The organism is Marinobacter psychrophilus (assembly GCF_001043175.1).
In the GTDB taxonomy this organism is placed as follows: domain Bacteria; phylum Pseudomonadota; class Gammaproteobacteria; order Pseudomonadales; family Oleiphilaceae; genus Marinobacter; species Marinobacter psychrophilus.
The window spans coordinates 1,209,850-1,224,980 of sequence record NZ_CP011494.1 but is presented as its reverse complement, the minus strand read 5'-3'; the positions used below and the strand labels follow the sequence as shown (position 1 = coordinate 1,224,980).

General features: G+C 57.6%; 10 protein-coding genes. 6 read left to right on the top strand and 4 right to left on the bottom strand.

Annotated features, from left to right (window positions below; translation table 11 throughout):
* Window positions 1-78: 78 nt before the first annotated feature.
* The 4 genes from ABA45_RS05430 to ABA45_RS05415 form a co-directional block, all read right to left on the bottom strand.
* The gene (locus tag ABA45_RS05430) at window positions 79-1,338 is read right to left on the bottom strand and encodes a class I SAM-dependent methyltransferase (protein WP_053076125.1); all 1,260 of its coding nucleotides are present in this window, start codon (window positions 1,336-1,338) and stop codon (window positions 79-81) included.
* The gene (locus ABA45_RS05425; RefSeq protein WP_048384633.1) at window positions 1,335-2,429 is read right to left on the bottom strand and encodes a class I SAM-dependent methyltransferase; all 1,095 of its coding nucleotides are present in this window, start codon (window positions 2,427-2,429) and stop codon (window positions 1,335-1,337) included. Before ABA45_RS05425 ends, ABA45_RS05430 begins: the two co-directional genes overlap by 4 nt.
* 14 nt (window positions 2,430-2,443) lie before the next feature.
* Window positions 2,444-3,124: a carbonate dehydratase gene (can, locus tag ABA45_RS05420; protein ID WP_048384632.1), complete on the bottom strand. Its 681-nt coding sequence runs from the start codon at window positions 3,122-3,124 to the stop codon at window positions 2,444-2,446.
* A 64-nt stretch (window positions 3,125-3,188) separates the two neighbouring features.
* Window positions 3,189-8,093 (bottom strand): NAD-glutamate dehydrogenase, encoded by a 4,905-nt coding sequence (locus tag ABA45_RS05415; RefSeq protein ID WP_048384631.1) that lies wholly within the window; start codon window positions 8,091-8,093, stop codon window positions 3,189-3,191.
* A gap of 192 nt (window positions 8,094-8,285) precedes the next feature.
* On the opposite strand from ABA45_RS05415, the gene ABA45_RS05410 reads away from it, so the two are divergent.
* The 6 genes from ABA45_RS05410 to ABA45_RS05385 are packed head-to-tail and all read left to right on the top strand — an operon-like array spanning window position 8,286 to window position 15,100.
* Window positions 8,286-9,260, top strand: coding sequence for an AAA family ATPase (locus ABA45_RS05410; RefSeq protein WP_048384630.1), 975 nt, complete (start codon window positions 8,286-8,288; stop codon window positions 9,258-9,260).
* Between the two features lie 7 nt (window positions 9,261-9,267).
* Window positions 9,268-10,257, top strand: a complete 990-nt coding sequence (locus ABA45_RS05405) for a DUF58 domain-containing protein (protein WP_048384629.1) — start codon at window positions 9,268-9,270, stop codon at window positions 10,255-10,257.
* Window positions 10,254-10,772 (top strand): DUF4381 domain-containing protein, encoded by a 519-nt coding sequence (locus ABA45_RS05400; protein ID WP_048384628.1) that lies wholly within the window; start codon window positions 10,254-10,256, stop codon window positions 10,770-10,772. Before ABA45_RS05405 ends, ABA45_RS05400 begins: the two co-directional genes overlap by 4 nt.
* Window positions 10,769-11,794 (top strand): vWA domain-containing protein, encoded by a 1,026-nt coding sequence (locus ABA45_RS05395; RefSeq protein ID WP_048384627.1) that lies wholly within the window; start codon window positions 10,769-10,771, stop codon window positions 11,792-11,794. The genes ABA45_RS05400 and ABA45_RS05395 overlap by 4 nt, the downstream gene beginning before the upstream one ends.
* Window positions 11,787-13,616: a VWA domain-containing protein gene (locus ABA45_RS05390; RefSeq protein ID WP_084708278.1), complete on the top strand. Its 1,830-nt coding sequence runs from the start codon at window positions 11,787-11,789 to the stop codon at window positions 13,614-13,616. The genes ABA45_RS05395 and ABA45_RS05390 overlap by 8 nt, the downstream gene beginning before the upstream one ends.
* Window positions 13,610-15,100 carry a BatD family protein gene (locus ABA45_RS05385; protein WP_048384626.1) on the top strand — a complete coding sequence of 497 codons (1,491 nt, stop codon included), beginning with the start codon at window positions 13,610-13,612 and terminating at the stop codon, window positions 15,098-15,100. The genes ABA45_RS05390 and ABA45_RS05385 overlap by 7 nt, the downstream gene beginning before the upstream one ends.
* Window positions 15,101-15,131: the final 31 nt, after the last annotated feature.

Here is a 15,131-nt window from a genome sequence, read left to right as displayed (position 1 = left end):
GGTTAAGGGGCGTGATCCAAAGCTGCAATCAAAAGTTGTGATCAAAAGCGGTCGTAAACGGACACCAGCGTTTGGCTTTTAACGGCTGGCTGCTAACACCACAAATTTAGGGTTGGCGTCTAGCTGGCGCACCTGGGGGAAAAAGCGGCCAAGGCTGCGGTGGTAACCCAGATGCCTGTTACCCACCAGCAACAGGCGTCCACCAGGGCGAAGGTGGCGGCGGGAAGCGGCAAACAGCGCTAGAGCGATATGATCACCCACAACCCCACCCTCGTGAAACGGCGGGTTAAGCAGTATCAGATCGAACTCGCCGCCGTCTGCCGCAATGCTGTCGGCATGGCGGAAAGCAAATGCACTGTGGGGGAATTCACGGGCGGCGTTGGTAGCGGCGCTAATGACCGCTTGGCTGGAAACATCGCTGAAGGTCAGCTCAAGGTGGCTGTTCGCCGCCAGTGCTGCCAATCCAAGTACGCCATTACCGCAGGCGAGGTCTAATACACGCGCGCCTGGAGCCAACGCTGCGGCTGCCTCCGTAACGTGGGGCAGCAATGCCCGGGTGCCAATATCCAGCTTGTCGCGGGCGAAGACCGCCGGCAGAGCTGCAACGTTCAGTGCTTTTGCTTTTTCAGCGCCCGCAGCAAGCGAGTAGCCCTGCCACGCCGGGGTCCAGTTTGTTAACTCTGCGCTCCCCTTGCGACATATCACCACCCGCGCTTTTTTGCGCGCCGGGCACACTTTTTCGGTAACAACTGCCTGGGCAAATACGTCCACACTGCGATTTGGCAAGTGCTTTATCATACCGCCAGCGAGTAGCACGCCGTTGTTTGCCAGCAAGGCATTCACCCGTCGAAGCAGCCAGGCTAGGTAGTCGCCATAGCGGGGAATGCGCATGACCACCAGATCAAACAGCCCTTCCAGTCTACTGTCGCTGTGCGAGCTGTTTGTTGCCGTTTCCTGCGCCAACACCGGGTCGTCGCACCAGCTTAGAGGCACTGGCTGATCGCTCAGATTGCTCTGCAGCGGTGGATTCAAAGCAAGATTGTATGCCAGCAAACCCTCAAGGGCCGCGCTGTCGGCCAGGGTAATCGGCTGCGATTCCCATAGCCCCAGCGTAAGGGCGCCAAAGTTATCATCCACCACTAGCACCCGCGGGTGTTGTTTACCCGCCGGCTGTTTATCCGCCAGCCACCCGTCCTTCATCCAATGCGTGGCCTGCTGCAATAGCAGTTCATCCGCTGAATCCCAGGCTTGAAGGCTGGCAGCCTTGGCATTTGGCTTCGCTGCCTTATCAAGCGTTGGCGCAGGCACCGCGCGCTCCAGATTCAACGGCCACGTCACTGACGAAAGGCTCGGTACACCGTAAACTTGTTGTTTGTTGCAAGCCGTTCAACCGGGCCAATACAGCGACGAATCAAGGCCTCATAAGGTAGGAAGTTGTTGGCCACCAGGCGCAGCTCACCGCCGTGTTCCAAGTGGCTGGCCAAGTCGCGCACAAAGCGCTCGGTCATGGTCATGTCGGTGCGCACACCGCTGTGGAACGGCGGGTTAGACACTACCGCCTGCCAACGACCGTCTAGCCCGGCAATGCCGTCAGCCGCAATAATCTCGCCCCGCGCACCCACTCGGTTGTAAGTCGCGCGCGCGCTCAGCAGCGCTTGCGACTGCACGTCTACGGCGTCAACGCTTAGGTCCGTGTTTTCATCAATCTGCAACCAGGCGCCAATAACACCCGCACCGCAGGCAAAGTCGAGAACACGCAAGGCCTTGCCAGCTCGCGTCGGCGGTATACCGGGCGCCGCCCGCACCGACAGGGTGGTTAAGGGGGTGCTGGCCAAGGTTTCCAGCAAAAGGCTTGTGCCCGAATCCAGTTCGCCACGGCTGAACACACCGGGTAAGCCTGCTACCTCGAGCCCCCGGCCAGCAACGCTGACCTGGCTCCAATCCAGCCAATCTGCGATGGCAAAGTGCGCAAGCGGTGTTACGTCGTCTGCGCACCAAACCTGACAATGCCGCGCACTGTCAATTTTTTGCACCTGAGGCAAGGCCTCGCGCAGCTGTTTTACCGCGCCGGCAATGCCCTCTTTTTTCTCCCCCAACACCAGCAGGCGGCCACCGGGGCACACCAGCCAACGCGCCAGCGACAGTCGCACATCCAGCTCAGCGCGGGCCTTGGGCAAAAACACCACAACAGAATCAAAAGCTGCGGCAGTCAGGGCCGGGGCGTCGTAGCCAAAGGCCACCGGCCAACTGCCGGCCTGTTCCAGGGCCTGGGCGTACCCGGCGTGTTCGGTCATAGCCAGGCCAGTGCTGCCCAACGTTGCCAGCTCAGTTAGTAAACCCGGTACAGTAGCGCCCAACAGGGCGACCTTGCCGGTCAGATAAGAACGATTACGAAGCAGCGCTTCGTGAGAATTAGGTAATGCAGACATGGACGTTCCGTAGTTCAGGCTTTAATCAGGCGGCCGGAGCGCACCGGGCGAAGTACCATTTCATCCACCGATTGTTGGCGGGCATGCTCGCTAACGGCCGCGCTGGATATGGGTATGCCCATATCCCGCATTATGCCGTCACGCAGGTCGTATACGAAGCCATGCACGGTTAAGTCTTGGCCCCGTTTCCAGGCGTCCTGAACAATGCTGTTCTGGCACACGTGGTCCACCTGTTCAATCACGTTCAGTTCGCACAAGCGGTCAGCGCGATCTTGCACACTGGTGATGGGTGTCAGAATGTGCCGGTAACGATCACGCACGTCTTGCACGTGGCGCAGCCAGTTGGCAATCAGACCAAAACTCTCGTTTAACAGGGCGGCTTTAACGCCGCCGCAGCCGTAGTGGCCCACCAAAAGAACGTGTTTCACTTTCAACACGTCAATCGCAAACTGCAGCACCGACAGGCAGTTAAAGTCTGTGTGCACCACCACGTTGGCCACGTTACGGTGAACAAATAACTCGCCAGGCATCAGGTCCACAATCTGATTAGCTGGCACCCGGCTGTCTGCACAACCAATCCACAAATATTCCGGGGCCTGCTGATTTGATAACCGATCAAAAAACTGTGGGTCCTGTGCTTTAATACCCTCTGCCCAGGCCCGGTTTTTTTCCAGTAAATAATCCAGTTGCCCCATCTACGCGCTCCGATTTTGAGTTAAGGCGAAAGATTGAACGGGAATTGCTCCCGTTAATCAATACCTAGTTCACATCAGAAGCCGTTTCTACCGGTTCAGCGGGTGCCTGGTGAAGCGTTGTCTGCGCCAGGTCCAGTAGTTCCCGCAGGGCCACAGAAAACATCGCGTATTCCGGCTCAGTGCTGCGTTTCAACTCGACCAACATCTCCTGCCAGCGGTCAATCTTGGGCTGGTGATGAGCCATCCATTGATCCACGCACTGGGCCACATCATGCGGCTCGCCTGCTTGCTGCAGCACGCCGGTGGTAAGCGCCCGCTGCTGCCAGTTCAGGTCTTCACGGAAACTTTCCCGCGCCAGCGACTGCCAGTGGCTGGCTGGCACCAGCGCCGAGATGGCGCCGGCAAACCAGTTCAACTGCAGACGTTCGCTAATTTCGTAGTACAAGCTGGCCACAGTTTTCAATGGCACGTCTGTCGCTTCTTGGGCTTCGATAATACCCAGCGACGAATACAAATAGTTGGTGCCGGCCAGCACCGGCGCCAGATCTTCCGGCACTCCGGAATCCATCAGAGCCTGATAGCGCTTTTCCCAGAGTTTACGGGTTTGTCCGTTAAGGTAGTCTGGCAGGCCCGCAGTAATAGCCCAAACGCTGTCGGCAAAGCGCTCAATGTGATGGGCAATCGACAGTTCGGCGCGGCGATTACGCAAAAGCCATTTCACAGTGCGCCGCATCAGTCGCATAACTTCTTGCATCAGTTCTATCTGTAGCTGAGCGCTTACATGGAAATCCAGGTCTTCAATACGGTCCCACCAGGTGTCAACACGGAACAGATCGCGGGCAATAATCCAGGCCAAGGCTATCTGCGCCGAATCGGCGCCGGTCGCTTGTTTGATGCTGTCGACAAAAATAATGCCCATGTGGTTGACCATATCATTGGCAATCTGGGTACCAATGATTTCCCGCCTTAGCTGGTGTTCGCCCAGCTCTTCGGCAAATTTGCGATTAAGCTCCCGCGGAAACACCTTGTACATTTCCCCCGCCAACAGCGGGTCATCAGGCAGGTTGCTGGCGACCAGAGTCTGCTTTAAGTCTGCCTTTACATACGCAATCAACACCGCAAGTTCCGGCCGTGTCAGGCCTTTACCGGCCTGCTTGCGCTGGTTTAAGGCCTCGTCGTCAGGCAAAAACTCCAGCTCGCGGTTAAGTTTGCCTTCTGCCTCTAAGGTGTTCATCAGCCTACGACATTCTTCAATGCGCTTGGGGGCATCTTCGCTGGCGATGCTCAGAGCCTGGGTCTGGCGGTAATTGTTCTTCAGCACCAGCGCAGACACGTCTTCGGTCATGTCTTCCAGCAGCAGGTTGCGCTGTTTAGCAGTCAAATCGCCCATCACAATGGAACGATTGAGCAGAATCTTTATATTCACTTCGTGGTCTGAACAGTCCACACCACCGGAATTGTCAATGAAGTCGGTGTTCAGGCGCCCGTCTTTGAGCGCATATTCAATACGACCACGCTGTGTAAGGCCCAGGTTACCGCCTTCGGCAACCACCTTGCAGCGCAGGTCAGCGCCGTTGATACGAACGCCGTCATTGGCTTTATCGCCGACATCGCTGTGGCTTTCACCACCGCCTTTAACATAGGTGCCAATGCCGCCAACCCATAGCAGGTCTACCTGCGCTTTGAGAATGTGGGCAATCAGCATGTTGGGCGGCACCCGATCTGCGTTAATTCCTAGCAGGGCTTTGATTTCGGGGCTCAGCGGAATGGATTTCGTACTGCGGCTAAAAACGCCACCACCGGCGGATAGCAACTCGCTGTTGTAATCAGTCCAGGCCGAACGCGGCATTTTGAAAAGGCGCAGGCGTTCTTTATAACTCTTGGCTGCGTCCGGAGACGGATCGATAAAAATATGGATATGGTTGAACGCCGCTACCAAGCGGGTTTTTTCTGAGCTCAGCAGGCCGTTGCCAAACACGTCACCGGCCATGTCACCAATGCCCACCACGGTAAACTCGTCGTCCGCCGGGTTAATACCCATTTCCCGGAAGTGTCGCTCTACCGATACCCAGGCGCCGCGGGCGGTTATAGCCATTTTTTTATGGTCATAACCATTACTACCGCCAGAGGCAAAGGCGTCTCCCATCCAGAAATCGTAATCGGCAGACAGGCCATTGGCGATGTCAGAAAATGTGGCAGTGCCTTTGTCGGCAGCTACTACCAGGTAGTGATCGTCTGCGTCTTGGCGCACCACGCTGAGCGGCGGCACAATATTACCGTCCACCAAGTTGTCGGTAATATCCAGCAACCCGCGAATAAAGGTCTTATACGCTTCTTTGCCTTCGGTTTGGAAGGCCTCGCGGTTAGAGGCTTTCGGCAGTTGCTTGGCAACAAAACCGCCCTTCGCTCCCACCGGCACAATCACCGCATTTTTTACCTGTTGCGCCTTTACCAGGCCTAGCACTTCGGTACGGTAATCTTCAAAACGATCCGACCAGCGCAGGCCTCCGCGCGCCACTTTACCACCTCGCAGATGCACACCTTCTACGCGCGGCGAATAGACAAATATTTCAAACATCGGCACCGGCAGTGGCATGTCCGGAATGCCGGTCGGATCCAACTTTACGCTGATGTAAGACTTGGGCTGGCCAGACTCGTCGGGCTGGTAATAATTAGTGCGCAGGGTGGAGTGAATCAGCTCCATATAAAACTTGAACACCCGGTCTTCGCTCAGGTTTTCTACTTCCTCCAGCCCGGTGTTGAATTCCACCAGCAGTTTCTGCTGCGTAGCCTCGCGCTTGGCCGGGCTGTAACCGTTATCCGGATTAAAGCGGGCCTCAAAGTAGGCCAGCAGAACTTCGGTCAGGTTCTTGTGGTTGAACAGGGTTCTGGCAATAAAGGTCTGGCTGTTGGAAAAGCGGATCTGGCGCATGTAACGGGCATAGGTGCGCAGCAGCGCAATCTGGCGCCAGCTCTTATAAGACGATTTCATCAGACGGTTAAAGGCGTCGTTCTCGGCATCGCCGCGCCACACACGACGGAAAAGTTCTTCAAACAGCGGGCGCAAACGCTGAAGGTCGACCGTGGCGCCGGAAGCCGTGCGCAGAGTGAAGTCGTGCAGCCAGACCACTTCGCCACTGCGGCTGGTCATTTCAAAAGGGTGTTCGCTGAGCACGCGGAAGCCGAAGTTGTCGAACACCGGCATAACGTCTGACAAAGGTACCGGATGGTTGGGATAGAACAATTTAAAGTGGATGGTGCTGTCGTCTTCTTCCAACGCCCGGTAAAAACTCATCGCCATGTCGCCGGTTTTGGCGGCACTGGCAGCGTATTCCAGATCAATGGCGGCGCGACGCGGCGAAAACATTTCCAGGTAACTGGCAGGGAAGCCAGTACTCCAGTTACGCTTCATCTCGCTGCCTTTTTCTTCGCCCCAGGCCTCGGTAAGCGCCTCTAACAGCCCGTCACTCCAGGACTGTGCAAGCCCGAATACCTTTTGGCGAATCTCGGCCAGTTGCAGCTGGCGGTTTTCCATAGGCGGCACGCGAATGGTGAACTGCACCCGCGCCAGAACCGATTCAGAAAAATAAGTGACAAATTCAATGTCTTCAGCGCCCAGGGTTTCTATTAAAACCTGCTCAACTTTCAGACGCAGTTCGGTGTTGTAGATGTCCCGCGGGAAATAGGCCAGACACGACACAAACTGGCCGTACACGTCCTCGCGCATGAACAGTTCAATGCGTCGGCGTTCCTGGATGTACAGTATGCCGGTGGCCAGTCGCAGCAGCTCTTCGGTATTGAGCTGAAACAGCTCGTCACGAGGCAACACCGTCAGAATCTGGTCAAGTTCTTTGCCGGTATAGTCGTCACGGGGGAAGCCGGATTGCGTCATCACGCTTTCAAACTTGCGGCGAATCAATGGAATCTGGTCCGGCCGCTCGTTGTACACCCGAGCGGTATAAAGGCCCAGAAAGCGCCGTTCACCGACGACCTCACCCTTCTGATTGAAGCGTTTTATGGCAATGTAGTCCGGGTAGGCCGGACGATGTACGCGCGAGCGCTGGGCGGATTTAGCAAAAATAAGCACATCGTCAGTGCGGGTCATTTCCTGACCAGTGCGGTTAGGCAGCTCGCTTAAACGCACACACACGGGGCGTTCGTTGGTCACCCGTAATATGCCAAGTTCGGAGTCTTTTACCCGGCGCACTTCCACGCCGTTTTTATCGTTTACAAAGTCGTACTCGTCGTAACCCAAAAAGGTGAAATGGTCTTCTTGCAGCCAGGTCAAAAAAGCCTGTGCTTCTTTTTTCTGCTGCTTGCTGATGTCTCCAGCGGAATGCTCCAGCTCCTCGCGACTTTCAATCACTTTCGCGTTGACCCGGGGAAAGTCACCCACAGCAATGCGTACTTCGTGCAATACGCTCTGCAGTACCTGTTCCAACTCGGCCATCTCTTCCGGCGCGCTATGGCGATCAATTTCAATGGCAATAAACGCCTCTTGAGCAAACCCGGCCGGTACCGCCCCGCTGGTATTTTTACTGTGCAGACTGGCCAACTTGCCATTTTTATCACGGCTGATCTGAAGTACCGCGTGCTGAATAGAATGGGTACCAATTTCGCGCTGGTTAATGGCAATGCGCAGTGAGTCAATCAGAAACGGCATATTGGGATGAATGATAAAAATCATCGTATGTGTAGAGGTCCATCCGTCGCTTTCCAGATCGGGATTGAATACTGAAACCGGGGTCTCGTCTTGTCCGCGATGGCGCAGAAACTGCCATGCTGCCATTACGCCGCCATAAATATCTGAAAATCGCCGCTTGACCAGTTCTTCCAGAGGTATCTGCGAGTAATGCTGGCGGGCAAATTCGCTGATTCGAGTGGCTTCCGTTTTAGCAATTTTTTCGCCAAACGCCTCTTCTAACTGAGAAAAAAAGTGTTCCTTACTGGCCACTGTCAGCGCATTCATAGCGTACCTCTAGTTCGTGTAAACGGTTGAGCTGATGTTTGTAGCGTTGTTGTTGCACAAGGATATGCCAAGCGCTTGATTTTTGCCGGCATCTCCGCAAAATTGCGGCAACTACTTATCAGTCCAATTTTGTCAGGTCAATTGTTGTAGCATAGCTATCTTTTACTGTTACCGGTCACGAGTACCTTGCCTATGTCATCGCCGTTATCATTGCAGCAGACTTTTCTAAATCTTCAGAATCAGCTCGAAAGCCGTATTATTGGCCAGAAAATCCTGGTTAATCGCCTGTTGATGGCTCTGCTGGCGGATGGCCACCTGCTGGTGGAAGGCGCCCCGGGGTTGGCGAAAACCACCGCCGTCAAAACCTTGGCTGAATATATTGAAGGTGACTTTCACCGCATCCAATTCACCCCTGACTTGCTGCCTTCCGATGTAACCGGCAGTGAAATCTATCGCGCGGAAACCGGTCTTTTCGAATTCCAGCGCGGCCCGGTGTTTCACAACCTGGTACTGGCCGATGAAATAAACCGCGCCCCGGCCAAGGTGCAATCGGCGCTGTTGGAAGCCATGGGCGAACGCCAGGTCAGCGTGGGCATGAACACCTTCCCGCTGGAACCGCTGTTTCTGGTGATGGCAACGCAGAATCCAATAGAACAGGAAGGCACTTACCCACTGCCGGAAGCCCAGCTCGACCGCTTTCTGATGCACGTGTTGATTGATTACCCCGATGCCAGCGCCGAGCGCCAAATTCTGCATCTGGCGCGCCGTGACTTTCGCCAACCTGCGGCCGCCGCTACCTGCCGTGTTAGCGCCAGCGAGGTGTTTGCAGCGCGCCAACAAGTGGCCGACGTACACATGGCAGAAGCTGTTGAAGATTATTTACTGGCGCTGGTGCTGGCCACTCGCAAGCCTGCAGAACTGAGCCCGGAACTGGCGCGCTGGGCCAGTTTTGGTGCCAGCCCGCGGGGCACTATCGCACTGGACCGTTGCAGCCGCGCCCTGGCTTGGCTTGACGGGCGCAACTACGTGACCCCGGACGACATCCGCAATGTGGCCTTTGACGTGTTGCGCCACCGGGTGCTACTAAATTTTGACGCCCAAGCTGAAGGCATCAGCACCGACGATTTTTTGCGGCGACTGTTAGAATGTTTGCCGGTAACGGCGTAATCCGCCCATGACTCACGGTAACGAATTCGATGTGTCGACCTCTGCCGCGCAGGCCAATGCAGCGCACGACATCGCGCTGCCATTGGCTGCGCTGGTAAAGCTACAGGCAGAAGCCCATACGCTGCGGCTGCCGTCGGCCAAGGCCACCCGCAGCCGCCAGGCTGGAGCTTATACCTCGCCACAAAGAGGCCGCGGTATGGCGTTTGCCGAAGTTCGGCAATATCAGCCGGGCGATGACATTCGCGCCATTGACTGGCGAGTAACGGCAAGGCGACAGCAGGCCCATACAAAAGTTTACGAGGAAGAGCGAGAGCGCCCGGTTTTGCTGTTATGTGATGTAAGCCCGTCACTGTTCTTTGCCAGTACTGGCGCCTACAAGCAAGTGCGCGCTGTCCAGGCGACTGCCATGTTGGCCTGGGTTGCGCTTTTTGGCGGCGACCGGGTTGGCGGTTTGGTGTTCAATGGCCAACTGTTAACGTTGCAGCGCGCTGCACGGCGCAAGACCTCAGTACTGCGGCTGCTAGACAACCTTGCCCGCCTGCAACATCAGCCCGGCCAGTTTCATCCCACCCCGAACGCACCTCTAGCAGAGCCAGGTTCGCTGGACAACGCACTGGCAGAAGCTTGTCGTGTTGCGCGCACCGGCAGCCGAATTTTCATCATCAGTGACTTTATGCAGCTTAGCAAACACAGCGCTGGCTTAATGGGCCGGCTGGCTCAGCACAACAGTGTCAGCGCCGTTCATATCAGTGATCCGTTGGAGCAGGCATTGCCCCGGCACGGCCAGTTTGCGGTGGCCAGCGCCACTGGGCCGCTGTGGTTTGACGCCGCAGACAACACGTTTCGCCAAGCCTGGCAGCAGCGCATGAACCAACACCACGAGCGGTTGCAACATTGTCTGCGCGTGGCGGCGGTAACCAGCATTGGTGTTTCTACTGGCGAACATCCGCGCTTGGCGCTGCGCGCACTGATGGCCGGCGGGGGCCGCCTCGGATGAACAACCCTAGCACCGCCAACAACGCCGCCAACGCGCTGCAACAACTGCGCGATATCCGCTTACCCGGAAGCACAGGCTGGTGGCCGCCAGCTCCCGGTTGGTGGTTACTCGCCACTGCAGGCTTACTTTGCCTGGTGCTGGCCGTGCGCGCATGGCAGCGCTGGCAGCAGCGCAACCGGCGCTGGCAAACTGCCCAACGGGAACTGGCGGCGTTGCAGGCGCAATCAAAAACGCCATTGCAAAATAGCTCCGCCTGGTTCAGCCGGCTTAACGCATTGCTGAAGCGTGTGGCCCGTGACATCTATCCACTGCAGCCGGTAGTCGCCCTGAGCGGCGACGATTGGGTCGCGTTTTTGCAGCACAGTAGCGCTAACGCCGTTGAAGCAGAAGACCTGGTTGCCACAATGGTGAATGCCTGTTGGCAACCCCACAGCAGCTGCGACCCGCAGCACGCGCTAGCGTTCGCCGGGCGCTGGCTGCAAGACCATAAAAAACAACTGCGGGGTGCGCCATGACACTGGCTTATCCTTGGGTGCTGTTGCTTGCATTGCTACCGCTGGCGCTGCTTTGGCGGCGCCGCGCAGCTCAACCCGTGCAGGCACCAGTAATGCCCTTGGGGCATTGGTTAACGGACACGCCCGGGGTTTTCAGCCATGGCATCAGGAACCCTGCATGGCTGCGGTTGCTCACACTGTCGGGCTGGTTGCTGTTGGTGCTGGCGCTGGCGCGACCGCAAGTGGTAGGCGAGGCTCGACAACTGCCGACAACAGGACGCGACCTGATGCTGGTAGTAGACATTTCACCCAGCATGGACGAACCGGATATGGTGCGTCAGGGCCGAAGAATTAACCGGTTACAGGCGGTAAAACAGGTGCTGGCCGAGTTTATTGATCAGCGCCAGGGCGATCGACTGGGCCTTATTCTGTTTGGCAGCCGTGCCTATGTACAAGCACCCCTGACCTTTGACCGAACAACGGTAAACATTCTGCTGCAAGAGGCCGGCCTCGGCATGGCCGGGAGCGCAACCGCCATTGGCGACGCCGTCGGGCTAGCGGTGAAGCGCCTGCGCGAGCGGCCCCTGGAGCAACGAGTTGCCATTGTGCTGACCGACGGTGCCAACACCGCCGGCGAAATAACGCCTGACAAAGCCAGTGAGCTGGCACAGGCCAGTGCCGTGAGGCTTTACACCATCGGTATTGGCGCCGGCGCGGACAGCGCCATAACCGGACTACGGCAGCGCAATCCGTCGCGGGATCTAGACGAAGCCCTGCTAACACGCATGGCACAGCAAACCGGCGGCCAATATTTTCGCGCCCGTAATCTGGCCGAGCTTGGCGGTATTTACGCCAGCATTAACCAGCTCGAACCGGCCCTCCAAGAAGGTCAGTTTTACCGACCGGTGCGAGAATATTATGTCTGGCCGGCAGCGCTGGCCGTAACGCTATGGCTGTTTGCGCTCTTGTTCCGCCGCCACCAAAAGCGACGCCGGCAGCCGTTTCACCACGGCCCTAAAACAGAGAAACAGCCCCATGTCTGAGCTGATGATTTCGCAGTTACAATGGCTGCGGCCCTGGTGGCTTTTGCTGCTGCTGGCCGCACCGCTGGTGTACTGGCTTACCCGCCATCGCGGTGACGGCGACAGCGGCTGGTCAGCACTGATACCCCGGCATCTTCTGACACCGCTGCTGCCGGAGCCGCAACACAGCGCTGCCGACCAGCGAAAAGTGCTCACAAAAATGCCACGGATCGCCAGCCCGCTAGCAGCTGTGCTGGCGTTTTCGCTGATCAGTCTGGCCTTGGCAGGCCCGGTGTGGCGCCAGGCGCCAAGCCCCGCGGCACCGCCCGCCAACAGCCTGGTGATAGTGCTGGACTTGTCGCTGTCGATGCTGGCCACCGACGTGCAGCCCAACCGCCTGACATTGGCCAAACGCAAGGTTCGCGACATTCTTGCCGCGCGCCAAGGCAGCCTTACAGCTCTGGTGGTGTTCGCCGCAGACGCCCACAGCGTAACGCCCCTCAGTGACGACAGCGCCACGACCGAATCCATGCTCGCGGTTCTGGACCCGCTGATGATGCCAGCTGCAGGCAACCGCGCCGATCTAGCAGTGCGCAAGGCCATGGAGCTGCTCGAACGCGGAGCACCCGGCAACGGTCGTATTTTGTTAATCACAGACGACGTGCAACCCCGTTACCGTCAGGCCATTACCGGGCTGTTGACCGGCAGCCGTTTTCAACTGGACACACTCACCGTTGGCACCCGCGCCGGCGGCCCAATCCCCCTGGCCGACCGCGGGTTTATACGCGACGGCGACCGCATTGTAATCAGCCAGGCAGCGCCCGAGGCATTAGCGCAACTGGCGGCGACCAATGGCGGCAGAAGCGCGACCCTGACGCTGGATGGCCGTGACCTCAGCACGCTGGCGGTCAGCGGCCTAAACGCAGCTTTTGCCGAAACTGACGCGGCACGGTTTGATCCTGCAAAGACACGCCAACGTTCACAGTGGCAAGAAGACGGCTACTGGCTACTGTGGCTGGCCCTTCCCTTGTTACTGCTGATCTGGCGCCGCGGCGCTTTAGCGCTGTTCGCCCTGGCCTTGCTACCTACCCTGCCACAACCTGCGCAAGCCCTTAGCTGGGGCGAACTGTGGCAACGTGAAGACCAGCGCGCGCCAGCTCTGATAGAGCAGGACCCAAAGCAGGCCGCAAAGCAGCTACAAACGCCCGAATGGCAAGGTACAGCACTTTATCGCGGCGGCGAGTTCGAGGCCGCCGGTGAGCGCTTCGCCGAGGTGCCCGGAGCTGACGGTGCCTACAACCGGGGCAACGCCCTGGCTCAAGCGGGCAAACTGGAATCCGCTATTTCCGCCTACGACCAAGCACTCTCCCTGCAGCCTCAGCACGCGGATGCGCTTGCCAACCGTGCGTTGGTTTCCAGCTTGCTCCAACAGCAAGAGCAAGATCCATCATCCAAGCAGGAACCCGGCTCGGACAGCCAGAACGGGCAGCCGCAGAACAGCGAAGGTTCCGAGAATTCAGAGAACTCTGAAAATTCCGAGAGCTCCAAAAACCCGGAAAAAAATGAAAACGGGCGCGATCAGCAATCTGACAACAACGGCGATAGCGCAGAGCTCGATGCCGAACTTGGTGAAAAATCAGGAAATGAGCCCGAGAATGAACCTGCTAAAAAGCCTGGCCCGGAACAGGCCCTGGCAGATACCCGTGAGGCCCCGCTGAACCAAAGCCAAGAGCAGTTTTTAAGGCGGGTGCCCGATGACCCGGGCGGTCTGTTGCAGCAGAAATTCCTTCAGCAATACCGGCAACGGCAGACACCAGAAGACAGAGGCGATACGCCATGGTAGAACGAAACAGCACATTTTCAGCGCCGTTGCGGCGTTATGATCATAACGGTTACAGCGATTGCCGTGGCTTTCGTCGGTTCCTGATCATCGCGTTGTGCCTGCTGGCGTTGCCGGCATGGGCGCAACGTTCGTCTGTCGACGCGCGAAAAGTTTTTATAGAGCTCTCCACTGACAAAGCCGAACTTTATGTGCAGGAGCAGCTACTGCTAACGGTACAACTGTACTTCAGCAATGAGCTCGTCAGCGGCGAACTGTCGGAACCTGTCAGCAATAACGCGGTGATTGAATCTTTGGGCCCACAGCAGGAATACGCCCGGGTTCGGGGTGATCAACGCTACCGTATGATTGAGCGCCGCTACGCGGTTTACCCGCAGATACCGGGCCAACTCAGCCTGGCGCCCCTCGAATTTGAAGGCAGCTTTCGCGGCGCCAGCGGCCGCCTGAAGATCCTCCGCAGCAGCGAACAACTGTTTGACCTGCCTGTGAAAGACATACCGCCGCAATTCAGCGGCAGCGTCTGGCTACCCGCCACAGGGTTAACGCTGGAAGAAAGCGGGCTGCCCAACGATAATCGCGTCACCAGCGGTGCAAATCTGACCCGCCAACTAACCCTGCGCGCCAAAGGTTTGCCAGATGCCACACTGGCGCCCTTTCCGGCTCAGACAACGCCCGGGCTGCGCAGCTATCCAGAACCAGCCAAGCGTGCCACCGACATCAGCGCCGAGGGCCTGACGTCTATATTGCAACAGGCCAGCGCCCTGGTGCCGGTGCAAGCCGGTGAACTACGCCTGCCCGAGGTACGCGTTCCCTGGTGGGATACCGCAAGCGATTCAGAAAAAGTCGCGATTATCCCCGAGCGCGTGCTGGTGGTTGCACCCGGTTCAGACTTCAATGCTCAGGCTCAGGTTCAGGCCCAAGCTCCGGCGGTCGCCGCTGTCGATAGAAAGCTGAATGAATACGGTGACGACACAGATCCAGAATTGGATGTAAACGACCAAATCAATACTGGCAGCGGTGCTTTCTGGCCTTGGCTGGCGCTGTTTATGGCCGTTGGCTGGAGTATTACAGCAGGTTCTGTCTGGCGCGCAAAGCGCTCCCGTTATCGAGCCAACAAGGCAACCAAGAGTAACACCGGCGCAGACGGTTCAGAGCTCTACAAGGAACTGCTGGCCGCTGCCGGCAACAACAATCCGGACACCCCGCGACTGCTGCTGCGCTGGATGAATCTGCAGTATCCGGCCAAAAGATTTCAAAGTTGGCGCCAAGTGGCGGAGTTCTGTCATTTACCGCCGCTCACTGACGCTCTGACCACGCTTGAACGGCACCGTTATGGCACCGAGCAACCGTTGGAGGACAATGCGTCGAATATCTCGGCACAGCTGCAACAGGCGATTCGTGAGTTAGCGCGCAGGCCTGCCAGTCAGGCGGCAAATAACGGTCTATCGCCACTGTACCCGCCTGCCATTGACGCATCGCAGCGTTAGCGCCACTCAGGTACAGGTCATTACAAGCCAC

Bases quoted from the DNA above. Each gene is read 5' to 3' on its own strand.
- ABA45_RS05425 (WP_048384633.1), bottom strand. From the start codon at position 2,429: ATGTCTGCATTACCTAATTCTCACGAAGCGCTGCTTCGTAATCGTTCT.
- can (WP_048384632.1), bottom strand. From the start codon at position 3,124: ATGGGGCAACTGGATTATTTACTGGAAAAAAACCGGGCCTGGGCAGAG.
- ABA45_RS05415 (WP_048384631.1), bottom strand. From the start codon at position 8,093: ATGAATGCGCTGACAGTGGCCAGTAAGGAACACTTTTTTTCTCAGTTA.
- ABA45_RS05410 (WP_048384630.1), top strand. From the start codon at position 8,286: ATGTCATCGCCGTTATCATTGCAGCAGACTTTTCTAAATCTTCAGAAT.
- ABA45_RS05405 (WP_048384629.1), top strand. From the start codon at position 9,268: ATGACTCACGGTAACGAATTCGATGTGTCGACCTCTGCCGCGCAGGCC.
- ABA45_RS05400 (WP_048384628.1), top strand. From the start codon at position 10,254: ATGAACAACCCTAGCACCGCCAACAACGCCGCCAACGCGCTGCAACAA.
- ABA45_RS05395 (WP_048384627.1), top strand. From the start codon at position 10,769: ATGACACTGGCTTATCCTTGGGTGCTGTTGCTTGCATTGCTACCGCTG.
- ABA45_RS05390 (WP_084708278.1), top strand. From the start codon at position 11,787: ATGTCTGAGCTGATGATTTCGCAGTTACAATGGCTGCGGCCCTGGTGG.
- ABA45_RS05385 (WP_048384626.1), top strand. From the start codon at position 13,610: ATGGTAGAACGAAACAGCACATTTTCAGCGCCGTTGCGGCGTTATGAT.